Source organism: Paenibacillus sp. BC26, from assembly GCF_900116125.1.
Taxonomy (GTDB): domain Bacteria; phylum Bacillota; class Bacilli; order Paenibacillales; family Paenibacillaceae; genus Paenibacillus_Z; species Paenibacillus_Z lignilyticus.
Window position 1 is genome coordinate 194538 of record NZ_FPAD01000004.1, and the last position, 24272, is coordinate 218809.

The 24272-nt window shown below is 55.9% G+C and carries 22 protein-coding genes and 1 pseudogene; 6 read left to right on the forward strand and 17 right to left on the reverse strand.

Annotated elements, in window-relative coordinates:
• Nucleotides 1-135: 135 nt before the first annotated feature.
• Nucleotides 136-1140: pseudogene (gene pyk / locus BM412_RS24455) on the reverse strand (pyruvate kinase); the annotation flags it as partial.
• Nucleotides 1141-1269: 129 nt separating this feature from the next.
• Between pyk and BM412_RS24460 the strand changes: the two are divergent.
• The gene (locus BM412_RS24460) at nucleotides 1270-2058 is read left to right on the forward strand and encodes an AraC family transcriptional regulator (RefSeq protein ID WP_091224149.1); all 789 of its coding nucleotides are present in this window, start codon (nucleotides 1270-1272) and stop codon (nucleotides 2056-2058) included.
• A 486-nt stretch (nucleotides 2059-2544) separates the two neighbouring features.
• Here the strand turns inward: BM412_RS24460 and BM412_RS24465 are convergent, their stop codons facing one another.
• Nucleotides 2545-3201: an SOS response-associated peptidase gene (locus BM412_RS24465; protein ID WP_177246065.1), complete on the reverse strand. Its 657-nt coding sequence runs from the start codon at nucleotides 3199-3201 to the stop codon at nucleotides 2545-2547.
• 89 nt (nucleotides 3202-3290) lie between these two features.
• On the opposite strand from BM412_RS24465, the gene BM412_RS24470 reads away from it, so the two are divergent.
• Entirely contained in the window at nucleotides 3291-4250 is a 960-nt protein-coding gene (locus tag BM412_RS24470) for a helix-turn-helix domain-containing protein (RefSeq protein WP_177246066.1), read from the forward strand.
• 84 nt (nucleotides 4251-4334) lie between these two features.
• Here the strand turns inward: BM412_RS24470 and map are convergent, their stop codons facing one another.
• The 9 genes from map to BM412_RS24515 all read right to left on the reverse strand — a co-directional run bounded on the left by map (nucleotide 4335) and on the right by BM412_RS24515 (nucleotide 16459).
• On the reverse strand, nucleotides 4335-5078 hold the full coding sequence (gene map, locus BM412_RS24475; protein WP_091224152.1) for a type I methionyl aminopeptidase: 744 nt from the start codon (nucleotides 5076-5078) through the stop codon (nucleotides 4335-4337).
• Nucleotides 5079-5195: 117 nt separating this feature from the next.
• A complete protein-coding gene (locus tag BM412_RS24480; RefSeq protein WP_090978737.1) occupies nucleotides 5196-5384 on the reverse strand; it encodes a hypothetical protein in 189 nt (62 codons plus the stop codon).
• Nucleotides 5385-5676: 292 nt separating this feature from the next.
• Nucleotides 5677-5880, reverse strand: coding sequence for a hypothetical protein (locus BM412_RS24485; RefSeq protein ID WP_143111692.1), 204 nt, complete (start codon nucleotides 5878-5880; stop codon nucleotides 5677-5679).
• A gap of 126 nt (nucleotides 5881-6006) precedes the next feature.
• Nucleotides 6007-6450: a PaaI family thioesterase gene (locus BM412_RS24490; RefSeq protein WP_091224154.1), complete on the reverse strand. Its 444-nt coding sequence runs from the start codon at nucleotides 6448-6450 to the stop codon at nucleotides 6007-6009.
• Nucleotides 6407-8143: a long-chain-fatty-acid--CoA ligase gene (locus tag BM412_RS24495; protein WP_091224155.1), complete on the reverse strand. Its 1737-nt coding sequence runs from the start codon at nucleotides 8141-8143 to the stop codon at nucleotides 6407-6409. The genes BM412_RS24490 and BM412_RS24495 overlap by 44 nt, the downstream gene beginning before the upstream one ends.
• A gap of 16 nt (nucleotides 8144-8159) precedes the next feature.
• Nucleotides 8160-9959 carry an acyl-CoA dehydrogenase family protein gene (locus BM412_RS24500; protein WP_091224156.1) on the reverse strand — a complete coding sequence of 600 codons (1800 nt, stop codon included), beginning with the start codon at nucleotides 9957-9959 and terminating at the stop codon, nucleotides 8160-8162.
• A 472-nt stretch (nucleotides 9960-10431) separates the two neighbouring features.
• Entirely contained in the window at nucleotides 10432-11634 is a 1203-nt protein-coding gene (locus BM412_RS24505) for an acetyl-CoA C-acyltransferase (protein ID WP_091224157.1), read from the reverse strand.
• A 38-nt stretch (nucleotides 11635-11672) separates the two neighbouring features.
• Nucleotides 11673-14096: a 3-hydroxyacyl-CoA dehydrogenase/enoyl-CoA hydratase family protein gene (locus tag BM412_RS24510; protein ID WP_256256571.1), complete on the reverse strand. Its 2424-nt coding sequence runs from the start codon at nucleotides 14094-14096 to the stop codon at nucleotides 11673-11675.
• 14 nt (nucleotides 14097-14110) lie between these two features.
• On the reverse strand, nucleotides 14111-16459 hold the full coding sequence (locus tag BM412_RS24515) for a (Fe-S)-binding protein (RefSeq protein WP_371264860.1): 2349 nt from the start codon (nucleotides 16457-16459) through the stop codon (nucleotides 14111-14113).
• A gap of 284 nt (nucleotides 16460-16743) precedes the next feature.
• On the opposite strand from BM412_RS24515, the gene BM412_RS24520 reads away from it, so the two are divergent.
• Both BM412_RS24520 and BM412_RS24525 read left to right on the forward strand, forming a co-directional pair.
• Nucleotides 16744-17562 (forward strand): electron transfer flavoprotein subunit beta/FixA family protein, encoded by an 819-nt coding sequence (locus BM412_RS24520; protein ID WP_091224158.1) that lies wholly within the window; start codon nucleotides 16744-16746, stop codon nucleotides 17560-17562.
• 135 nt (nucleotides 17563-17697) lie between these two features.
• Nucleotides 17698-18711, forward strand: a complete 1014-nt coding sequence (locus tag BM412_RS24525; RefSeq protein ID WP_091224629.1) for an electron transfer flavoprotein subunit alpha/FixB family protein — start codon at nucleotides 17698-17700, stop codon at nucleotides 18709-18711.
• A gap of 546 nt (nucleotides 18712-19257) precedes the next feature.
• Here the strand turns inward: BM412_RS24525 and BM412_RS24530 are convergent.
• From BM412_RS24530 to BM412_RS24555, 6 genes are all read right to left on the reverse strand, one after another.
• On the reverse strand, nucleotides 19258-19755 hold the full coding sequence (locus tag BM412_RS24530) for a GNAT family N-acetyltransferase (RefSeq protein ID WP_091224159.1): 498 nt from the start codon (nucleotides 19753-19755) through the stop codon (nucleotides 19258-19260).
• 37 nt (nucleotides 19756-19792) lie between these two features.
• Nucleotides 19793-20041 (reverse strand): hypothetical protein, encoded by a 249-nt coding sequence (locus tag BM412_RS24535; protein ID WP_091224160.1) that lies wholly within the window; start codon nucleotides 20039-20041, stop codon nucleotides 19793-19795.
• 58 nt (nucleotides 20042-20099) lie between these two features.
• Nucleotides 20100-20405: a Dabb family protein gene (locus BM412_RS24540; RefSeq protein ID WP_091224161.1), complete on the reverse strand. Its 306-nt coding sequence runs from the start codon at nucleotides 20403-20405 to the stop codon at nucleotides 20100-20102.
• Between the two features lie 117 nt (nucleotides 20406-20522).
• Nucleotides 20523-20945 carry a GNAT family N-acetyltransferase gene (locus tag BM412_RS24545; protein ID WP_091224162.1) on the reverse strand — a complete coding sequence of 141 codons (423 nt, stop codon included), beginning with the start codon at nucleotides 20943-20945 and terminating at the stop codon, nucleotides 20523-20525.
• A complete protein-coding gene (locus tag BM412_RS24550; protein ID WP_091224163.1) occupies nucleotides 20936-21505 on the reverse strand; it encodes a histidine phosphatase family protein in 570 nt (189 codons plus the stop codon). Before BM412_RS24550 ends, BM412_RS24545 begins: the two co-directional genes overlap by 10 nt.
• Nucleotides 21506-21705: 200 nt before the next feature.
• The gene (locus BM412_RS24555; protein WP_177246068.1) at nucleotides 21706-22314 is read right to left on the reverse strand and encodes a DUF2238 domain-containing protein; all 609 of its coding nucleotides are present in this window, start codon (nucleotides 22312-22314) and stop codon (nucleotides 21706-21708) included.
• Nucleotides 22315-22445: 131 nt separating this feature from the next.
• Between BM412_RS24555 and BM412_RS32240 the strand changes: the two genes are divergently transcribed.
• Nucleotides 22446-22631 carry a hypothetical protein gene (locus BM412_RS32240; protein ID WP_218163181.1) on the forward strand — a complete coding sequence of 62 codons (186 nt, stop codon included), beginning with the start codon at nucleotides 22446-22448 and terminating at the stop codon, nucleotides 22629-22631.
• Between the two features lie 137 nt (nucleotides 22632-22768).
• A complete protein-coding gene (gene ilvA / locus BM412_RS24560; RefSeq protein WP_091224165.1) occupies nucleotides 22769-24043 on the forward strand; it encodes a threonine ammonia-lyase IlvA in 1275 nt (424 codons plus the stop codon).
• The last annotated feature ends 229 nt before the right edge of the window (nucleotides 24044-24272 follow it).

A 24272-nucleotide genomic window follows, 5' to 3' on the forward strand; every position in this document is an offset into this window, starting at 1 on the left:
TAACGTTAGTAAATCGTAAAACGCACCGCGCTACGCGTGAATGGTTCGAACATAGCGACAGCCGTTAATCCGTATCTACCCACTTTAAACGATCTGCTAAGCTTCAATCAAATCTTTCTTTGCAAAATCGCTTGCCGCTTGCTCGGCCTTGATCGCGATTGCCGCCATCGTACGGACTGCTTCAACCGGATAATTCCCTGAAGCCGTCTCGCCGGAGAGCATCACAGCATCCGTGCCGTCCCATACGGCGTTGGCTACGTCACATGCTTCTGCGCGCGTCGGACGCGGGTTGCTTTGCATCGAATCCAGCATTTGCGTAGCGGTAATAACGAATTTGCCTGCGCGGTTACATGCAGCAATCATCCGTTTCTGCGCCATCGGCACCTCTTCAATCGGAATCTCTACGCCAAGGTCGCCGCGAGCAACCATGATGCCTTCAGACGCTTCCACGATTGCGGCAAGCTCATCCAAACCTTCTTGGTTTTCGATTTTCGAGATAATTTGGATATGGCTTGCGCCCTTCTCGGCCAGCAGACGCTTCACTTCAAGGACATCCTCCGCGCGGCGGACGAACGACATCGCGATCATATCAACGCCCGTTTCGATACCGAAGGCGATATGCAGCTTGTCTTTCTCCGTTACGCCCGGCAGGCTTGTTTGAATGCCCGGCAGGTTAACGCCTTTACGAGACTTGATGATGCCGCCGTTCAAAATCACGCACACCACTTCGCTGCCCTCAATACGAACCACTTGCAGTTCGATCAAGCCGTCGTCAATCATGATGCGCGAGCCGACTTTAACATCTTTCGCCAAGTCATACGAAACCGAAATCCGCGTAGCCGTACCGGCGATCTGCTCTGTCGTCAAGGTCAGGAACTCGCCGCTTCTAAGCATATAAGACGATTCTTGAAGGACCCCCGTCCGAATTTCCGGTCCTTTAATATCAAGCATAATGGAAACAGGTACGTTCAACTTGCTCGCTGCTGCCCGAACCGATAAAATCCGTCCGCGGTGGTCATCCAGCTCGCCATGCGCCAAATTCAATCTTGCTATATTCATGCCCGCTTTCAGCATTTCTTCCAACATGTCAGCCGACATACAAGCAGGTCCCATCGTGCATACAATCGCCGTCTTTTTCATGTCGATCACTCCCAAGTCTAATTTCGTTCCGTTACTTTCATTTTAAAAGAACAATTGCACGATTACATAGGACTATAGTACAGTGGTTGTAAAATAGTACGATCATTGTCTGAAAGTGAGCGTTGCCCCATGTTTCATATCTTCGACATCCGGCAAGAACGCGGCATTTTGCAAGGGGAGCGCCGCGTCCTCGGCATGGACAGCTATACATTGGTCTGGGTTCGTTTCGGCCAAACGAGCTACACCTACTCCGGTCAAACGATCAGCTGCCGCAAAAACGAGCTGCTGCTCATTCCCGCCGGCGTTCCCGCTGCGGAGCTGCATGGCGCCGGGAGCATCCGCGAGAGCGTAACGGTGCGCTTCAGCCCAGCTGATATTTCGGCCATGCAGCTGCTGCCTATTCTGGCGAGAAGGACACCGCTGCGATGGATGACGCATATGCCGGAGCTGCTGCTGGAGAAGCTGCTCTATATCGTGGAGCAATGGAGCGCCCGCGACCGTTACTTCTCCGTCATGTGTTCGGCGCTGCTGACCGAGCTGATCGTCACGATCAGCCGGGAGTATGACGAGGGCGAGAAGGCGCCGTCCTCCATCCAGCACATCGAGCGAATGAAGCGCTACGTCGAAGACAATTACCGCGGCAAAATAACGAAGCTCGAGCTCGGCACCTGCATCAACGTCAGCCCGAACTACGCCGCCTCGCTATTTCGCAAAGTAACCGGCCTCACCATCAGCGAATACGTGCATCGCAGACGAATGAAGACGGCCCACTACATGCTGCGCCACTCCCAACTAACCGCACAGGATATCTCCGAGCATCTTGGCTACAGCGATCCCTCGTATTTCAATCGCATTTTCAAACGCATCATCGGCAAGCTGCCCTCCGATTTAATCGCAGAGCGCACGGCGAGGGAGTGAGTTGGCAGGGTGGTGCGTGCACTCTCATTTCAATAGTAGGGGCATGATTGGTTAGCTTGAACACTGAGAGTTCGATTTCAGGACTCTCAGCTTCATTTCGGAGGGATTTCGTTGGTGAGAGTTCGGTTTAAGAACTCTCACCAACGCACACGGGGCGTGATTGGTTGGTGGTGCGCTGTGTAAGCGGATATGCCGCGAGATTAGCTGGTTGGTTGGCTCTATAAGCGGAGCAGCTGCTTACGCAGTTCATTTTCGGCGGTTGAGTAGGCTGTAGGCTGATATGCCGCTTATGGCACGCAAATGTGTTTGTTCGGGGAAGGATCGGTCAATGAAGGCGACTGCGAACTGCAATAAATAAGTAGACATTTATTGAAAAACGCTATCCTAATAGTAAACAGAAAGAAAAAACATCTGATTCCTTATAAGAATTATATGTTTTTTCCCAAAAAAAGCCGCCAACACAACCTTGGCGGCCTTCCACAAACGTCAACCCATTCCTCTGCCCCACTCCGTGCGCGGCGACTCGAAGTCGACCATGTCGTCGATGCTCGGCGACAGCGGTATGGCAACCATTCGCAGCGCATCCATCGGGCGAAGCATGGAACGCAATTCGTATGGCGTCCGCAGCCCGCGCTTCAACCAATCGTTGATATCCTCTTGCTCCAGGATCGCCGGCATCAGCGACTGATACGGAGACACATGCGAGTTGGCCTCGGTCATCAGCATCGTGCAGGTGCGCATTTCTTCGCCGGAAGCCGGACGAAACACATCGTAGAGTCCCGCAATGGCAAACGTCCCGCTTCGCATCGTAAGCTTCATGCGATGCACTTCCTTGCCAATGGTGCGCGTTACATAGAACCCTGTGCACGGAATAATGCAGCGCTGCTTATTCGCAATGCGCTCATAAATAGGTTTATCAAACAACTCCGAGCTGTCCATCCGCACGGAATCGCGTGCCCAGTAAGGCACCATCCCCCACCTGAACTCATCCAAAACCCTTCCATTCTTCGTCTCAATAATCGCGGAAACCGAATCCGTCGGGTTAACTTCATATCGGTTAGAAATATAGAACAGTACATTGTCGAGCTCGAACCGCTCCGTCAGTTCAGATGCTTGAGCCGTTATCGATATTGACTGACACATGGTAAACACCTCCATCTATTTCGGCTATTATTTCCGGTTTAGCCAAAATCATGTGCGCCATGGACAGATCCTATATAATATTACTCAACATGACTCAAGCAAGAGGAGGGAATACGCGGACAATGACGGATAACTCCATTCAAAACTTTTCCAAAGGAGAACGGCTGCTGCCGTATGCCTCCCTATTCCAAACCGATCACGAATCGCAGCAGCTGCCGATCTTCGTCAACCGGGTCCACGAATCGTTCGACCTCGTCATGCACGCGCATGATTTTATCGAAATCTGCATGGTAACTGAAGGGACCGGCTTCCACTATATCGGCGACGACCAAATGCCTGTTTCCCGCGGCGACTTGTTCTTCATTCCGGTGGGCATCTCGCATGTCTTTCGTCCCAGCTCCACGGCAAAAGGCCGTTCGCTCATCATGTACAACTGCATCTTCACGACGGAGCAGCTGGACAAGCTGTTGCAAGCCGTCTACGCAGACCCGCAAATATCCGATTTGCTAAACGAGCTCCATAAAGCGGGACAATGGCTTCATGTTCGGGATCGCAACGAGGAAGGGCAGCAGCTCTTCCATAAACTGCACGACGAATTTACGTCTCGCAAGCCCGGGTTTACCGCTAATCTGTGCGCCACAACCATTGAGCTGCTCATCATGGTCTACCGCAGATGGCTCGAGAAATCCCAGCCACAGACTATGCAGCAGCAACAACCAACCCCTACCGCATCCGCGTCTATGCAGCAAATCGTGGAGCAGATTGACGCCAACTGCACGACGGAGCTGCATGTCGCCGATATGGCGGCGCAGCTCGGAATCAGCGAGCGGCATTTTCAACGCGGCTTCAAGAAAGCAACAGGCATGACGTTTCTGGACTATGTACAGAGTGCGCGAATCGATCTCAGCTGCAAGCTGCTGCTGCGCACAGATGCCAGGATTAGCGAAATCGCCGCCCAAGCCGGCTACCAGGATATGAAGTTTTTTAACGAGCTGTTCAAGAAGAAAACCGGCGTAACACCGCGCCAATACCGACTCTCGCCCAAGTAACCGCGAAGTGCGGTACCACACGAAACCGGGAAGCCCGCCGGCTCGACGGACTCCCTACTCTCCTATCTATCCTCGAACTCTCCGCTAACTCGTCAGGATAAAAGCTTCCCCATCCGTGATCGCCAACGTGTGCTCGTATTGCGCACCGATCGATCCGTCCAAAGTCCGGGCCGTCCAGCCGTCCTGATCAATGTTGATGTACGGCTTCCCCACAACGAAGATCGGCTCGATGGTGATGACCATGCCTGCAGCAAGCTTCTTGCCGGTTCCGGCCTTCCCCTTGTGAAGAACCTGCGGTTCCTCGTGCATACTGCGTCCGATTCCATGTCCGATGAACGCATCGACGACGGAATACCCCTCCGACTCCGCCACACGCTGCACCGCATTCCCGATATCGCCGATCCGTTTGCCCGCAGTCGCCTGCGCAATCCCTTGATAGAGAGCATGCTTCGTCGCATTCATCAGCCGCTCCAGCTCAGGACTCACCTGGCCAACCGCGTAGGTCCAAGCCGAATCGGCCATCCAGCCATCAAGCTCCGCGACCATATCAATGGTCACGATCTCCCCTTCGCGAAGCGGCACATCCTTCGGAAAACCATGGCAAACAACCTCGCCCGTAGAGGCGCAGGTCGCGTACGGGTAGCCTTTGTAGCCCTTCTGAGCGGGGCGCGCCCCATTTTGGCGCATATAGGCTTCGACGAACCGGTCGATTTCAAGCGTGGTGACGCCGGGCCGAAGCCGCTTCGCAATCTCGGCATGGCAGCCCGAAACGATCCGGCCCGCTTTGCGAATCAGGAGCAGCTGTTCATCGGTTTTGAACTGAATCATACGGCATCCCTCCATAAGCGTTAGCTGAGGTGCAGGAAGCAGAACACACAGAACACGGAATAAAAACAAAAAAACCTTGTCCCTATCGTGCCGGGCAAGGTTAATGGTTCAACTTATTTAGCTTACGGATGATCGAAGTCGTCCCATCTCATGCTCAACGAGCATGGTCAGTTCCTCCTCATACCCGCCCATAATACGATACTTGCGGATATAGTCTCGGACAAACTTTCGTGAATCCTTCGGCTGAAAAATCCTTGTTAGTTCCTTGAGGCTTTCTTTGACTTCATTATGGCTGCGTTTCGCCATGAAATCCCCTCCTAGCATCGGCTTAGTGGTCCTAACAATTACTGCACGAGAACGCGCACGGCGGAACTTGAACCGCGGCTGGTACTCCTCATTGATGTCGAACGATCGGCTTGTATGAAGGTGGGTTAGGAGTTTAGGGAACGACAATGAAATCAAATGCCTTTTTTTGAAACAATCGAAATTGTTTCATTGAAACCGTTTCATGTGCATGATGAAATTGTTTCATTTATCAATCAATTATAACATTTTAAACTTAGATATAAAAGCGAACAGATTTAATTTTACAATTCATTCAGATTTTGTCGTCTTCCAAGGTTTCGTGTCTGGTCGCAGCAGACTCTTCAGCGGACTGAATGAGCTCTTCGTTCGGTTGATCGGTTCGGTGAGAGTTTGATGGTGATGCGGCTGACCAGGCACTATTCTTATAGACGCGCAAATAGGCCACTACACCTACGATTGCGACAATGATGCCAAACAAGATAACCACGTTCGTCATCCATGGACTAACCACGTCAATCTCCCCTTTCCCCCAATTTGTTTTCCAGATATGCTAATTATAGGGGAAAGGGATAACGCTTTCAATGTCACGAACAACCCTCTGCGAAAATGTAACATGTTACAATTAAGTTACTCTGCGAAACGTTCCGCTCCCCCATGCAAGCAGCTCTCCAGTATTATCGACAATACGCCCCTGCATTGTGAGTGTTCGGCGCGATTTATGAATAAGCAGTGCTTCACAGCGTATCGTCCCGATGCCCGTGCTTTGCAAATAGTGGACATTCAGCTGCGTCGTCACCGTCTTCTCGCCCGGGCACTCCAAGATCACGACAAGCCCCATTGCGTTGTCGAGCAAAGAGGCCAGCACGCCGCCATGAACGATGCGGGCCAGATTCAGATGCTCCGGACGCACATTCAGCGACACGACCGCCTTCCCCGGTTCTGCATGATCCAGCTCGCAGCCAAGGTGTCCCCAGAATGTCGGTTTGGCCGCCTCGGCTAGCGCATCAAGCGCAGCTCTTGCATTATGGGGGCGTGCTTGGTCCGATCCCGTTTCCTTCTCGCTCATTCGCTTCCTCCTCCTGCAACTTGCGCCGCAGCACCTTCCCAATCATCGTCATGGGAAGCTCGGTTCGAAATTCATACAGATGCGGCACCTTAAATACAGCTAACCGATCTCTGCACCACCGATCAAGCTGCATGGATGACAGGCTCACATCTTTGCGCAGCACGATAAACGCTTTTACCGTCTCTCCCCGATAGGGGTCCTTTACGCCAATAACGGCAGCATCACGCACGCCGGGATGCTCGTAGAGCACCTCTTCCACCTCGCGGGGGTAGATATTGAAGCCGCCGGCGATAATGATATCTTTGATCCGATCCACAATGGCGAAGAAGCCGTCGCTGTCCATTTGCGCCAAGTCTCCGGTGCGCAGCCAGCCGTCCTTAAAGGTCGCAGCAGTAGCCTCCGGCCTCCCCCAATAGCCGAGCATCACCTGCGGTCCGCGCACGAGCAGCTCGCCGACTTCTCCCTGCGGAAGCTCTTCGCCCGTCGTCATATCGACGATCTTCGCATCGGTGTTCGGCAATGGCAGGCCGACGGTACCGATTTTGCGCTTGGTCCAGATCGGATTGACATGCGTCACCGGTGATGCTTCCGTAAGTCCGTAGCCTTCAATAATTTTACCGCCGGTTAACGCTTCGAACTGCGTCTGCACTTCAAGCGGCAATGGCGACGACCCGCTGACGCATACCCGAACAGAAGACAGATCGTATTTTTTTACGTCGGGATGGTTCAACAACGCAATGTACATCGTCGGTGCGCCAGGAAAAAGCGTCGGTTTCAGCTTCTTGATCGTCTCCAGCACCACGCCGACCTCGAAGCGAGGAAGCAATATGATCGTACCGCCGATCATCACGGACAAATTCATAATGACCGTCAATCCAAAAACATGGAAGAGCGGCAAAGCGGCAAGGAATCGCTCTTTCCCTTCTTCCATGCGGTAAAACCACGCCACAGACTGCCTAGCATTCGCGATTAAATTTCGGTTCGTAAGCATGACGCCCTTGGCAATGCCCGTGGTACCCCCGGTGTATTGAATCAGTGCGACATCGGCGGCAGGATCGACAGCCACCTCGGACGGCAGCTTAGGCGCTTTGGACATAAATGAGGTATAACGCGTTACGCCGTGCTTGCCGTAAGCAACTTGCGGATTATTTCCGGAGCGTCTTTGTTTGATCGGGAAGAGCAGGTTTTTGGGAAAAGGGAGCGCGTCTTGGATAGAGGTAACGATTACGGTACGCAGCTGGGGTACGGGGCCCTCCTCAGGCGTCTTGCCTCGCACCCGTTCTAAACGGGGGTACAACAAATCCAGGGTTACAATCGCTACCGCGCCGCTATCCTTGAGCTGATGCTCCAGCTCCCGCTCCACATAGAGCGGGTTCGTCATGACGACAACAGCGCCGGCGAGCATCACGCCGAAGTATGCGATCATCGTCTGCGGACAGTTCGGCAGCATGATCGCGACGCGGTCGCCTCTGCTGATGCCGGCTGCCTGCAGCCCCGCGGCCATCCGCTGGGAAGCGGACAGCAGCTCGCGGTAGGTTGTTTTCTTGCCGTAGAAATGCAGCGCTTCATGGTTAGGGTACTTGGCGGTTGTTTGAAGCAGCATATCGCTTATGCTCATATTCGGAATTTCCACATCAGGCGCAATTTCACCGGGGTAACAGCGAAGCCAAGGCCTCTCTCGCGGTTCTTCCATCTCCAAACGCCTCCCCCTACAACGTGTATTGCTGGCTGCGGATGACGCGCGCGGCAATGCCGCGTTTAAGCGAGATCGTATCGACAAGCGGGGAGCGTGTCAGTTTCTTCATGACGGCCAGTTGGGTTTGGAGCGCATCCCCTTCTTCCAGCGCGGCGAGCGTTGTTTTGGCATAGCGCTCGATCCGTTCCATCGCCTCTTGAACGAAGACGACTGTCATGTCGATTGCATTTTGCGTGGCTGCAGCTGATGCGGAATCGCCGCGCAGCAGCATTTTGCGCGTACGCAGATTGGCGCTTTCCATCGCGAACACTTGAATCATCATGTCGGCCAAGAGACAGAGCACTTCCTGCTGCTGCTCCAGCGCAAGCCCATACTTCTGCACAGCCATGCCGCCGACGGCGAGGAAGATTTTCTTGCCCTGCTGGATGCGGAAGGTTTCCTTGCTAAGCGGCTCGTCGAACAGAGGAAGCGGCATGGGCTGCAGCAGCTCCGCCTGCAAGGCGCGTGCTTTACGCAGGAGAGGCAGCTCGCCTTTGAGCGCTTTCTTCATCAAGGTGCCGGGAATGAGCATCCGATTGATCTCGTTTGTGCCCTCGAAGATGCGGTTAATCCGAGAATCGCGGTAGATGCGCTCCACCTTGTAATCTTTGATATAGCCGTAGCCCCCGTGGATTTGGACGCCTTCGTCCGCCACATAATCGAGCACTTCCGTCGCAAACACCTTATTAATGGAGCATTCCAGCGCATACTCGGAAATGGCTTTTGCCGCGATCATCCCGGCGTCTGCTCCTTCACTTGCCGAACCTTCAACTTCGCTCTCCTTGAGCATTTCGTCGATCCAGCCTGCCGTTCGGTAAACCATGCTCTCCAGCACATACGTAGCGATGTTCATATCCGCGAGCTTCGCGCCGATCAGCGGAAACGACGCGATTGCCCGGCCGAATTGCTTGCGCGTGTTGGCATATTTGACGGCGAGCCCGATCGTTTCCTTCGCACCTCCGACGCATGCTGCCGCCAGCTTGAAACGCCCGATGTTCAGGATATTAAAGGCGATCAGATGGCCTTTTCCCACTTCGCCCAGCACATTTCCGACCGGAACCGGCGTATCGTCGAAGAAGATCGGGCAGGTCGAGGAGCCTTTAATGCCCATCTTGTGCTCCTCCGGTCCAATGCTGAAGCCCGGCAAGCCGCGCTCTACGATGAAAGCAGTGAAGTGGTCCCCATTCACCTTCGCGTACACGATAAATAAATCCGCAAAGCCGGAGTTCGTAATATACAATTTCGAGCCATTCAAAATATAGTGCTTCCCGTCCGGCGTCAGCCTCGCCGTCGTGCGCGCGCCGAGCGCATCGGAGCCGGAAGCGGGCTCCGTCAGGCAGTAAGCGGCGATCTTCTTGCCCACGGCAAGGTCAGGCAGATACTTCTCCTTCTGCGCCTGCGAACCAAAGAAAACAATCGGCAATGTGCCGATACCTACATGTGCTCCGACGGAGAGCGCGAAGGACGAGGCTTCCGCCAGCGTCTCCGCGAGCAATGTCGAGCTTACTTTATCGAGCCCCAGCCCGCCATAAGCCTCGGGCACATCAGCACCGAGCAAGCCGAGCTCGCCGGCCTTCTGCATTAGCTCCACCGTCAGCTTGTAATCGAGCGCCTCGATTTCGGCATCGCGGGGGCGAATTTCGCCCACCAGAAAAGCGCGCGCCGCATCGGCGATCATCCGCTGCTCCTCGGTAAAATCCTCCGGGGTCACGATTGCGCTCGGCGACATATCCTCTACGACAAATCGGCCGCCCCATCGATTGTTTTGCGCCATCTGACGTTCACTCCTTTCTATCTGCTTCCCAAGATGCAGCCCGCTAGCCTCGAACGGCTAATGGCCTGCTTTGAGAAGAAATGTTTCACTTTGTGCAACATTTCTTCGTTTCTCATGATGACTACAGGCAAATGATGCTCATTCTGCAACATTTTCGCTCCCTATGGGCTAAATGGCTCGATCCAATAGAGAAATGATGCATTTCGCGCAACATTTCTCCGTTTTTCGCTGGAAGCCAGCGTAAATGTTGCATTTTGTGCAACATTTTCAGCCTCAAACTGCTAATTGGCCGCTATTTGGGATTAGTAGAACGCGGGATGCAGGTTTTTCGGCTAATATCGAGCAAATAAGAGCTTCATGATTCGTTAGACCGAAAGCAGGGGAAAAATCCAGTTCGGCGGGTGGTGAGTGAGTGAGTGAGTGAGTGAGTGAGTAATGAGTTTGAATGGTTAATGTGGTTGGCGTGGTTGGCTCAAGGAGACACCTCAAGCACCCCTGCTGCGCCCATGCCGCCGCCGATGCACATCGAGACGACGCCGATTCCGCCGCCGCGGCGCCGCAGTTCATGGATAAGGGAGACGGTCAGCTTCGTTCCCGTACAGCCAAGCGGATGACCCAGCGCGATGGCGCCGCCATTCACATTGACGCGTTTCGGATCCAGGCCGAGCTGCTCAATAATTGGCAAGCACTGCGCGGCGAAAGCTTCGTTCAGCTCGAACACATCCACCTGTTCTTTCGTAATGCCGGCGCGTTCCAGCGCCTTCGGAATCGCTTCAATCGGACCGATTCCCATAACCTCGGGAGCAACGCCCGCTACACTGTAGGCGCGGAAGACGGCAAGTGGCTTCGTAATCCCCAGCTTCTCCGCACGCGCGCGGCTCATCACGATTACAGCTGCGGCGCCGTCGCTCATCTGAGACGTGTTGCCCGCCGTGACCGTACCTTCACGCGCGAACGACGGCTTCAGCTTCGCCAGCACCTCCGGGGTCGTATCTGCCCGGACCCCTTCGTCGCGGTCGAAGAGCAAGCTGCGCGCCCACGGCCGGCCGTTATCGTCTACCCCTTCCCGCTGCACTTGAAGGGGGACGATCTCGTCGTGAAACCGGCCTTCCGCTTGCGCCTGCGCCGCCTTGCGATGGCTCTCCGCAGCGAAAGCATCCTGCGCCTCGCGGCTGACGCCATAGCGGCGGGCCACTTCCTCGGCGGTGTGGCCCATGCCCATGTACACCTCCGGCATCGCATCGGCAATGCCGGGATGCGGCGAAAGCTTGAAGCCGGTCATCGGGACATGGCTCATGCTTTCAACCCCTCCGGCGAGCACGACCTCGGCCTCGCCAAGACGGATTCGCTCGGCCGCGTAAGCAATCGCCTGCAAGCCGGAGGCGCAGAAGCGATTCACGGTAACAGCCGGCGTCGTGACCGGATAACCCGCATACAGCGTCATGATGCGGGCGAAGTTCAGTCCCTGCTCGCCTTCGGGCATCGCGCACCCGATAATCACGTCCTGCACGTCGCCGTACGTCAGTCCGGGGACACGATCCACCGCTGCTCGCAGCACCGCTCGGCCCAGATCCTCGGCTCTCGTATCCGCCAGACTGCCTTTCTTCGCTTTGCCTACAGCCGTCCGTACCGCCGACACAATGACAGCGTCGAGCGGATGGTTTGCTTTCAACATTGGCGGTCACCTCCTTGAGCTTAACTTCCTATTTCATGCTAATTCCGCAGCGGCTTACCCGTGGCAAGCATATGCCGCATCCTCGCTTGCGTCAGCGGCTCGCCGCACAAGCTGAGGAACGCTTCGCGTTCCAAATCGAGCAAATATTGCTCGCTCACTTCCGCTCCCGGAGCGGCATCGCCTCCGGCAAGTACATGCGCGAGCTTGCGGCCGATGCGCACGTCATGCTCGCTCACTTGCCCGCCAAGGCGCATCGCGTCGACGGCCAGCTGCAGCACGGCACGGCCTTCGCGCCCCGCTACGCGGATACGCACTCCCGCAGGCTGCGGCGCGTAGTCCGCTTGATCAAGTTCAAGCACGCGCCGTTTCGCCTCCGCCACGCGGCTCTCGCCGCGGATAATGACGCGATCCTGCGGCCGCATCAGGCCGATGCGCTGCACGTCATAGCCGCTACCCGAAGTCTTCGCCATCGCGATCGTCTCGAACAGCGCATTCACATGCGGCTGCAGATCGCCCCCCGCTCCGGCGCGCGAAGCTGCCAAAGCCGCCGCTTCCTTGCAGCCGCCTCCGGCAGGAATGAGCCCAACACCGGTCTCCACGAGACCGAAATACGTCTCCGCGGAGTAGATAATTTCATCGGCAGGCAGGCAAGCTTCCACGCCGCCGCCAAGCGTCATCCGATGAGGGGCAGCGACGACCGGACGATCCAGCCGTTTGAGCAGCAGCATGCTGTCCTGGAACAGGCGAATGATGTCGTCCACCTCATCGAAGTCGCCATTTTGCGCTTCCATCAGCAGCATCATCAGGTTAGCGCCGACGCAGAAGTGACGGCCCTCATTCGCGACGACAAGTCCGCGCCAATTGCGGCTGACCTCATCCGCGCTTTGGCGAATCGCGGTCAGAATATCTCCGCCAATCGCATTGTTCGGAGAGTGGAAAGCCAAGCATGCGACTTCATCGCCCAGATCGAGCAGCGATGCGCCGGAATTGCCCAGAATCACTTTGCCGGACCGCTTGAGGCCCGCCAGCGATATGACATCCGGCTCTTCCTGCACCAGTCGAAACTCTTCGCGGTTCACATAGAACCTGCGCTGTCCCTCTTCCTTGTAGAAGCTCGTGTTTCCCGAGGCCAACCACTCGGAGAGCCACGTCGGAATGTCTTCTCCCTCGGCACGCATCCGCTGAACTGACCGTTCAAGGCCAATGGCATCCCACAGCTCAAACGGCCCGAGCTCCCAATTAAAGCCCCAGACGAGCGCGCGATCCACATCATGGACCGTGTCCGCCACAATGCCGATCTGACGAGCGACATAGAGGAGCACCGTCTTGATCGACTGCCAAGCAAATTGCGCATAGCGATCATTCGTATCGGTGAAGAGCAGCGCTTTCACCTTGCCGGCTGCCCCTTTTGCCGACTTCGACGCTTCGATAATCGGCGAATTCACGTTTTTCTTCGGTGCATAAGTCATCGTATCCAGCTGCAAGGTCTCAATATCGCTGCCGCCGCCGGGCCGCTTGATTTTGCGATAGAATCCGGCCCCCGCCTTCTCCCCAATCCACCCTCGCGCCACAAGCGCTTCAAGCTCCGGAGGCCTTGTGAACGCTTCTTGATCAATCGCATCCTCGCTGCGCTCCCGCACGTTATCCACAACATGAAGCAGCGTATCGAGCCCGACCAAATCGAGCATGCGGAACGTCGCCGTCTTCGGTCTTCCCATGGCAGGACCCGTCAGGGCATCCACCTCATCGACGCTTAGTCCAAATTGCTTCATAGCGGAAATCGTAGTCAGCATGCCGTACGTTCCGATCCGATTGGCGATGAAATTCGGCGTATCCTTCGCAATGACGACGCCTTTGCCAAGCTGAAGCTCGCAGATCCGGGTCAGCCGACTCATAACAGCAGCATCCGTATCCGGGCCTGCCACTAGCTCAACCAGCTTCATATGCCGAGGTGGATTAAAGAAATGCGCCGCTGCAAAATGGGTCCGAAACGCCTCGCTCCGCCCCTCCGACATCGCCGCAACCGACAGCCCGGAGGTGTTCGTCGTAATAAGCGTCCCCGGCTTCAGCACCGTTTCCACGCGCGCAAACACATTGCGTTTCACATCGAGCCGCTCCACCACGGCTTCAACAATCCATTCAACGCCTGCCAGCTTGGCGAGATCATCCTCCAGATTGCCTGCCGTAATCCGCTGGGCAAAAGCCAAATCATACAGAGCAGGCGGCTGCTGACCCGCCAGCTTGGCGATGCTTGCCGCCGCAAGCCTGTTGCGGACACGCTTATCCTCCAGCGTCAAGCCGGCACGGCTTTCCTGCTCGGTCAACGCGGCAGGCGGTACGTCGAGCAGCAGCACGCTGATGCCTGCATTGGCAAGATGAGCGGCGATGCCGGCTCCCATAACGCCCGACCCAATAACAGCCGCGCGGCGAATTGGCGTCGACCGTGAAGCTCGTACTCCCACATAGCTCCCCCCTTTTAAGTAACAGTGCTTGCTTGCGATTTTCCGAAAACACTTTCGGCGAGCAGTTCCGCAACATCCCTTGCTCTGACCTTCTCCTCCGCGCCAAGCTGCTTGATGCCATCCTCCATCATCGTGAGACAATACGGGCAAGCCGAACCGATAACCGTCGGAGAGGTTTCCAGCGCCTGTGAAGTTCTGGCCTCATTAACCCGCAGTCCGGTGCGTTCTTCCATCCACATGAGGCCGCCGCCGGCTCCGCAGCACATCCCGTTTTGCCGGCTTCGTTCCATCTCCACCAGGTTGACGCCGGGTATCGCACGGAGCACCTGACGCGGCGCATCGTAGATGCCGTTATACCTGCCTAGGTAGCAGGAATCGTGATACACGATCCGCTCCTTCACCTGATGAACGGGACGCAGCTTCCCTTGTGCCACAAGGCGGGCAAGCATTGTCGTATGATGCTCGACAACGACCGAAGCGCTTAAGCCGAAGTCAGAGTACTCATTCTTGAGAGAATTGAACGTATGCGGGCAAATCGTGACAATCCTTCGAATGCCATAACGCTGCAGGGTCTCGACATTGTCGCGGCAAAGCGTTTGGAACAGCAGCTCGTTGCCCATCCGCCGCGCCGTATCCCCGGAATTTTTCTCCTCGCCGCCCAGCACGGCAAACGGTATTCCCGCTTCCTGAAGCAAACGAACGAAAGCAAAAAGGACCTTGCGGCTTCGCTGATCATACGCCCCCATCGTACCGGCCCACAGCAGCAGCTCCGGCTGCTCGCCTTGCCGAACGGCTTCCTGCATCGTCCGCACGGGCTTTGCCGGTTGTTGAACGCCATCGCCGCCGCTCAGAGCGGCCGCTTCAGCCTCATACGCCTTCAGCCATGCGGCACGTTCGGCGCGCGGCAGCCCCCACGGATTGCCTTGCCGCTCGATATTGTTCATCGCGCGCTGGCCTTCTGCCGGAATGCGACCTTCCATGAGGACGAGATAACGGCGCATGTCGATGATTTTGTCCACATGCTCGTTGCCGACAGGGCATTGCTCCTCGCAGCTGCGGCAGGTGGTGCAGGCCCACAGCTCCGACTCCGTCATCACCTCGCCGATCAGCGCCACTTCCGAAACCGCTGTATCCTCGTGCACGTTCCATGCTTGCTGCTGCACGGTCATCGTAGGCTCGATCGTCGTCGTCGTTGCCGCCGAATGGTGAGCGTTGCTGCGGTGCACCCATATCGGCGTTGCGCTCGTCATCACATGCGCACTCGTTTGCAGCTTTTCGACTTGCCCGCCAAACGATGGGACCCACGGCGATTTGGAAGTAATCGCCGCTCCTTTCTCGGTCAGGTGGTCGCGCAGCTTCACGATGAGATGCATGGGCGACAGCAGCTTGCCGGTGTTTGAAGCGGGACAAACATTGGTACAGCGCCCGCATTCGACGCATGCGTAGAGATCCAGAAGCTGTTTGGACGTGAATTGCTCCACCGCGCCGACGCCGAAGGACTCCGCTTCCTCATCCTCCAGATCGAGCGGCACCAGCTTGCCTGGGGGCGTTTTGCGGCGAAGCCACAGATTAATAGGCGCTGTCATGATGTGAAAATGTTTCGACTGCGGCACATACACCAGGAACGCCAGGAGCACCGCATAGTGCAGCCACCAGAACAGCTCATAGAAAACCCTTCCCACGGCAGCCGTCATGCCGATGTCTCGCAGCGCTTCCGCTATTGCGGAAGAAACGGGAGCATGGCTCGTGTAAAGGGAGTTCGATTGGAGCTGCAGTTGCCCCGCCGCATGCAGTCTGTCAAACGTTTGGGTGAGGAGGACCGTCACCATCAGCCCGCCAATAAACCAAAGCACGAGGGAGGGCTTCCATCCCCTCTTGAGCCGTCTAAGCTGCTCGACGTAACGCCTAAAACCGCCGTACAAAATAGCCAGAAGAACGAGCAGCACGGTTATTTCCTGAGATTGGACAAAAGCATCATAAGCCGGCAGCGGCAGCGGCTTCCCGCTAATTCCTTTCCAGATGATATCGATCGCGCCGAATTGCAGCACGATAAAGCCGTAGAAGATGACGACATGCATAAGCCCGCTGCGAATATCCTTCAGCAGCTTCCGATGGCCAAACACCTGAAGCACCCAGTCCCAGCCTCTGCGCGTACTCTCGTTTCCCGTTGCCGCCGATGCGAGCGCTGCGTTTGCCGCGAAGGAAGAGGTATGCAGCATCTCCTCGCGGTTATCATTTTCGGGATCGGACGTATCGTGAACGGTTGATGACGGCCGATTAGGCCCCCCGCTGCGGCCCATCCGAATGTAACCCACCCGCCGTATCACAACGGTGTAGAAGCACCAGAGCGCAATTCCCGTCATCCCTGCAAAAAGCAGCCATCGCAACAACGCCGCAAGCAGATGCGCACTTAAAAACCCCACAAGGATCCCTCCTTTTCTGGAATCGCGGAGTGATTCAGTATATGTCCTCCCGAGCGGTAACATGCGGAAAGGGCTCCATCGAAGGCGCCCCGCTGCGGTCTATTTTAAGGGCCAAGTTCATAAGGTAACACTGGGCGAAGCATGTATAGAGGGCTTAGTTTATCGTATTCGGACGCAGAGCGGCCGTATGACTGATACGAACGATCGGGAGGTGTTTGGTACCGATGCAAGTAGTGGTTCTGATGAAGCAAACCTTTGATACGGAGGAAAAAATCGAGCTCGTTGGCGGGGCTGTATCCGAGCATAGCGTGAAATACATCATTAACCCTTACGACGAGTACGCGCTTGAAGAAGCGCTTCGGCTTCGCGACACCCATGGCGGCAGCGTCACCGTCGTCAGCTGCGGACCGGAGCGCGCCGTCGAGGCGCTTCGCACCGGCCTTGCAATGGGAGCCGACGAAGCGGTGCATATCAGCGATGAGGGGCTGCAAGGGAACGACCGCGCCATCGCAGCGGCGCTGGCCGCAGTCGTGAAGTCGCTGCAGCCGGACCTGCTGCTGGCCGGGCTTTTTGCCGTTGACCGCGGAGCGGGAAGCGTCGCCCTGCAGGCGGCGGAGCTGCTCGGTTTGCCGCATGCGTCTGCGGCGCTGAAGGTTGAGGTGCGGGATGGCGGTGCGGGAAATGCAAAAAGCGGTGCGGCTTGGGCAGGCAGCGGTGGGTTAACCGCTGTCGTGGAACGGGATACTGAGTGGGGCTTGGAGACGGTGGAGGTCCCCCTCCCCGCGCTGATTACCGCGCAGCAAGGGCTGAACGAGCCGCGCTACCCTTCGCTGCCGGGCATTATGAAAGCGAAGCGCAAGCCGCTTAAGCAAGTGACCGCAGCGGAGCTCGGGCTAGGCGCGGATGACCTTGCGCCCCGCACGGAGCGGGTCGCGCTGCTTGCGCCGCCGGTGCGCGCAGCGGGTCGCAAGCTCGCCGGCACGCCGGGCGAGCAGGCTGCCGCGTTGGCGGATTTGCTGCAGCGCGAAGCGAAGCTGTTCTGAGAGCAGTGAAGCTGCGGTGAAGCTGTATTAAGCAAGCTGGCCGCCGCGTTAGCGTATTTGCTGCAGCGCGAAGCGAAGCTGTTCTGAGAGCACCACCATTTATGCTATGGAGGTATACGAGCGATGAGCGATTCATTGAAACGAACGGCACTCGTGTATGCCGAGTGCGCGGAGGGCAAGCTGCGGCGCGTGGCGCTGGAAGCGCTCGGCGTCGCCAGGCTGCTGGCCGGTGACGGCGGCAGCGTGCATGCCGTCTTGGCGGGCAGCGGTTCGGCGGCGCTCGCTGAGGCTGCCGCCGAGCTGGCCGCCCGTGGGGCGGGGGTCGTCCATGTCGTCGACGACCCCGCCCTGGCGGGCTTTGCGCCTGAGGCGTACGCCGCCGCCATCGGCGCAGCCATTGCTGCGGTGCAGCCGAGCATCATTCTGCTCGGCCACACCGCGGCGGGGCGCGAGCTCGCGCCCCGCGTGGCCGCCGCCGTGCAGGGCGGCCACATCGCGGATGTGACTGCCGTCTCCGTGCCGGAGGACGGCGATGTCGAAGGCGCGATCTTCACTCGCCCGCTCTACGCCGGCAAGGCGTTCGAGCAGCGGCGCATCGAGCGAGGCGCACCGTGCGTCATAACGGTGCGCCCGAACAATCTGCCCGTCGCGGAGCCGGTCGATGCCGGCAGCGAGGGCACAATTGCGGCGCTCCCCTACGCCGCGCCGCCTTTATGGACCATCGTCCGCGATGTCGTTCGCAAAGCAAGCGGACGGGTCGATCTCGCCGAGGCGGATATCATCATCGCCGGCGGCAGGGGCGTGCGCAGCGCAGATGGCTTCGCGCCTCTCGAAGCGCTGGCACAGGTGCTCGGCGGCGCAGTCGGCGCCTCGCGCGGTGCCTGCGATGCCGGCTACTGCGACTACGCGCTGCAGATCGGCCAGACCGGCAAAACGGTCACGCCAAAGCTCTACATCGCCTGCGGCATCAGCGGCGCTATCCAGCATCTCGCCGGCATGAGCCAATCCCGCGTCATCGTCGCGATCAACAAAGACCCGGACGCCCCCATCTTCGGCGTCGCTGATTACGGCATCGTCGGCGACCTATTCGAGGTCGTGCCGCTCCTCACCACTGAGTTCGAGCGAATATTATCGAATCCAAGCAACTAATCGAGCCAATGTGATGCCCTCTAGGCAACACATCTGCACCAACCAATCTAGCCAATGTAATGCCATCAGAGCAACATTCTCGCAAACAACCAACCACTCGAGCCGATGTGTCGCTCACAGAGCCACACATCAGCAAATAACCAACGATTCCAACCAATGAGTTGCTCCCAGAGCAACTCTTCCGCAATCAACCAACCAATCGGCCAATGTATCGCTCCCAGGGCAACACATCAGCAAACAACCAACTATTCCAGCCAATGAGTTGCTCCCAGAGCAACACATCCACCAACAACCAACTATTCAAGCCAATGTGTTGCCCTCAGAGCAACTCTCCAGCAGAATAGTAAGGTACCAGTTCCCCCACATTAATCAAAACAGACCCTTTCAGCGCAATGAGCGGTAACTCATACCGCACATTCAGCCAAACGCGGCATTTTCGACTAAAGAGCGGTAACACATACCTCTCTTCCATTCTCCGCTCCTACAAATCCAAAAAGGAGCTGCCTTCTACCATCCGACCCGGATGATAAGGCAGCTCCTTTTTCACTAAACAATTCTCTTTCTCATCACATACCAGCTGTCCGTGCCCTCGGGGTAGAATAGATGCTCCCTTACTTCATACTGCATCCCCGCGTAGAAGTTTACGTTGCCCGGAATCGACAGCCTCACGCCAACTTCGGTTTCCGAGCAGCCGCTGTCGACTGCGAAACCCTCCAAGTACGCCATAATCTCGCGCCCTATGCCTTTGCCGCGCCATGCCGGCTTCACGGAAACTCTGCCGATGTACAAGTAGGAGTCCTTGAACGAGTAAACCGCCGCCCCGATTGGCTCGGCACCATCCCAGACAATCACGGCGCCGCCGCCTTCCGCGATTTCGCCGCGAATGCTAGCCTCTGTTTCCCTCAGCGCCCCCGATTGCGGAATCAACTTGCCCTCAAACTCTTGAAAAGCTTCCCGAATCGTTAACAACACGATTCCCGCTTCATGAAGCTCTGCATGTTTAATTAGACGCGACATCAAGACCACCGCCCACTTCGGTTTCACAGCCAACAGCTTCCTTTTGTCCTTCTCCCGAGGCAGTTCAGCCTCTTCCGAGCCGCTTTACGAACCGATAGCCGGTAACTGCAATCGCATAAAACACCATCACTATCGCCGCGCAGGTCATGTAACCGATCCATCCGACATGCATCACCAGAAAGTAACTGTCATGGTACGCATAATCCTGCGGTTGCCTATTCTTCAGTTCCACAATGGCGTAAAGAATGGCATACACAATTCCCGGAAAAGCAAGCGAGAGCACCGCACCTGCAGCAGCTTGCCGCCTTGTCATTCTGCATTCCTCCCAGCCTGTGTTTTGCGTATGCGGCAACAAGCCCTAAATCTATCTTTTATCGTTTCTTAAAATCAATCTCTAGGAACCGGTCAACCTCAGGAATCCATCTGTTCTCGACAAAATCAACATGCACCGGATGCGCGTTATAGGTCTCATAATCTTCTTGGCTGCTGAACACCATGGAGAAACCGTAGTCGTAATCGTTCTTCACGCTGACTTGCTTGAACACACTAAACGCCTTCACGACCGGAATCGAGGTCAACAGACGCTCGCCGTCGTTCAAGAACTGCTCGGCCGCAGCCGATCCTTGCTCATGCTTCAAATTGAAAATAACCATGTGCTGAATGCTAGTTTGGTTCATTTGGTTATGCCTCCTAGTTTTTAATGATATCTATTGGCCTTGCATCTAACGCCTCTTTCAAAACATTTCGCTGCCGCTGAGCTGGCTGTACCTGCTGCCCAGCTGACAATACTCACACTACGTATCCGTCGAAAAAATCGCAATACCCGATCGTTTTATCCAGCCCGACCGCGACCAGAAGCGATTGCCAATCTCGTTGTTCTCTAAGACGAACAGATGGCATTTCTGAATACCCGCCTCGCGCAGCTTGTCCAAACTCAGCTTCACGAGCTGCCCGCCTATCCCCTTGCCCCGCTGATCCGGCGATACAGCTACATGGTAGATAAAGCCGCGCCTTCCATCATGTCCGCCTAGTATCGTACCTGCCACTTGCCGGGCGCTATCCTCACAGACAAAGCTGCAGCCCGGGTTGCGCGCTAAGTAGCCTTCGATTTCCTCGCGGGAATCAGCTTCGCTCAGCACCATTCCCTCTGTCTTCAGCCATAACGCGTAGGATTCATCATAGTCTGCCGCTAACATCTCCCGGTAGGTCAGCTCCATAAACGTTCCACCCCAATCAGCTCTTCCTGTTGAAATTCCAGTCGGTACACGTCCGGCATCGAGGTGCTCTTCCAGAACTCCCAGCCGTAACGAGCATCGAACGCATGCATAATCATACTCATCACATTGCCGTGCGTCCCCACAACGATGGACCTGCCCCGATAATCACGGAGCAACTCTTTGATAACCGGCACAGATCGTTGCTGCGCCTGCCTGAACGATTCCCCGCCGGGAAGCACCGCATCGTGATCTGTGAAGGATCGCTTAATCGCAGCCTGAAACTCGCCTTCTGCCAGCGGATAGTCAATGCCGTGAAGCTGCCGCTCTCGCAGCTCTTCAAACGGAATAATCGGTAATTCGCGCTGCTCGGCAATTCCCTGCACGGTCAGCATTGCTCTGGCATACGGACTGGAAACGACTGCGTCGACAGGTATATCTCGCAAAAGTGCCGTTACTCGGAGAACATCCTCTTGTCCTCTTGCAGACAAGCCCCGCGTACGGTCCTCTTTAGGCGAATAGGAGGATTCCGCATGCCTGACCATATAAAGCGTTGTATTCAACTCGCACCACTTCCCATCCTGTTCCTCATTCCCATGCCATCCATTATAATCCTATCCGTCTTACAGCAACACCCTCTTTTGCATGCCAAAAAGTCGCCCGCCCCTCGTTAGTCGGACAACCTCTCTCGGCACTTATTTAGACAGAGTCAATACCTCGCCTGAATATTTCTAGACATTTTCCCGATCTCGCCTATATAAACCTAGACTTTTTTGCTATTTCGTCTATACAACCACAGCCATAGCATCGTAATAATCGCGCCGTAGAGTGTAACCTCCATATCGTGCTGGGCATCCCATTTGTCCCCCTGCGCACCAAGAAACATGTCCCCCTTCTCCGCAGGGGCAACAAACACCACATACATCTCTCCGATTTCATAAATTGCAGCGAAGCCCAGAAGCAGCCAAGGTACGAGTAAGTAGGACCAGCCTTTGCGCAAACCCGTGACGCCGGTCAGCACCTCGACTGCCGGATAACCAAGCAATAAGCCGAAAGCAAAATGAACCACGCGGTCATACTGATTCCGCTTAAAATCAAACACATGGTGCATGAATCGATCCAGAGGCGTTAATCCGTATGCGTAGTGCGCGCCAACTGTATGCAGCAAGACGAAGATCATGATCAGCGTATATGCGAGGTTGTTGAATTTGAAATAGCGGTATCCGATTACAAATCCGATAATCGCCAGGAGGTTCAATATATTTTCCATCCACCAATCAAACACATGGACGGGATAAAGCGCCAGCAGCCCCCACAGAATGACAAAAACGATTATGTCTACTTGGAGCCAGCGATTGCTTCGAAAAGGCATGCTCATACACTCCTTATGTTCATGTCCCCTCATCATTACCGGGCCGTTGGCTAAATATCCTAGGCAAATGCCCGTTGACAATTGGCTGGCTTGGGAGTATAACAAGGTTAATTGAATGTTGAAATTCGTTGATGGGAACACGCACATCGCTATGGACAATCCCCAGAGAGTCGGCGCACCCGCTGAAAGCCGACGTTTGCCGAGCTATGCCGCATCCTCCCGAAGAAGCCTTGCAGAACCCGCCCGCTTCAAGCACGCTTGGAGCCTGGTCAGTAAGCATGGACGGTATCCGCCGTTATACGGAGCGCGTATGTTAGTACGTGACAAAGAGCCGTTTCAGCCTTCGATGACGAAGGGTTTAACGGAAGTAGGGTGGTAACGCGAGATCAATCTCGTCCCTTGAGGGACGGGATTTTTTTGTTGTTTATAAGTATCCGGGGAGGAATGGGCTGTCATGGGAAATGAATGGAATGTGAGTTCGACGATCTCTGTTGGTTTGACCGAAATTGCACAAGCGCAAATGCACGTAAAGGAAGTGGCGGCACGTACACCTCTGCAGCATAACCGAGTGCTGTCCGAGCGCTACGGCTGCAACGTTTATCTGAAACGGGAGGATTTGCAGGTCGTCCGTTCGTTCAAGCTGCGGGGTGCGTATCACTTAATCAAATCGCTTCCCGAAGAACGTGTGATGCGCGGCGTCGTCTGCGCCAGTGCCGGCAACCACGCCCAAGGCGTCGCCTATTCCTGCCATACGCTCGGTATCCCCGGCAAAATCTATATGCCCAGCACCACGCCTCGGCAGAAGGTCAATCAAGTCGCTTTCTTCGGCGGTGCCGATGTGGAAATTATTCTAACCGGCGATACGTTCGACGATGCGTTCAACGAAGCCATTGCAGCTAGCCGCAAAGATGATCTTGCCTTCATACATCCCTTCGACGATCCGAAGATCATCGCGGGCAACGGAACGATCGGCAAAGAGATCATGGAAGCAATCGAATCTGCGCCGGACTTCGTGTTCGTCACCATTGGCGGCGGCGGTCTTGCTGCAGGCGTAGGCGCTTATGTCAAAGCCGTCTCGCCAAGCACGAGGCTGATCGGCATTGAGCCGGAAGGCGCCGCTTCCATGCGTGCCTCGCTTGATGCGGGCGAAGTGCAGACGATGGATACGATCGATAAGTTCGTGGACGGCGCTGCCGTTAAACGAGTCGGCGAACTCACCTTCCGCATGTGCCGGGATATGATCGATGACATTATTCTCGTTCCGGAAGGCAAAGCTTGCACCGCAATGCTGGATCTGTACAACGAGAATGCGATCGTCGTCGAGCCGGCAGGTTCCCTGCCAATCGCGGCGCTGGATCTGTACCGGGAACAAATCGCCGGTAAAACGGTCGTTTGCGTCGTCAGCGGCGGCAACAACGATGTCGATCGCATGCAGGAGATCAAGGAGCGCTCGCTCGTATTCGAAGGGCTGAAGCATTACTTCATGGTCAACTTCCCGCAGCGGGCAGGCGCTTTGCGCGAATTTCTCGATGAGGTGCTCGGACCCGATGATGATATCACCCGCTTCGAATATACGAAGAAGCACAACAAAGACAACGGGCCTGCGCTCGTCGGCATCGAGCTCAAGAACCGCAACGATTACGAACCGCTCGTTGCGCGCATGCACAAGAAGGGACTTAACTTCCTGGAGCTGAACAAGGATCCGGTTTTGTTCAATCTCCTCATTTGATGTTTTTGTAAAGCCTGGCCGCTCCTCCTTGGAGCGGTCAGGCTTTTTTGCTATCTCTTCCTACTATAAGCAATGATCCGCTGCTTTTTGGGGAACTCTATGCTTTACCAGTTGCGGAGGCGTAACTTGGATTTTTGTTCCAGCTTGCATATAATGAAGAAGACGTCTGCCCGCTGGTGATAAGTGCTCGACTAACCTGCCCAAAGGGGATGTGACATCATTACTACTC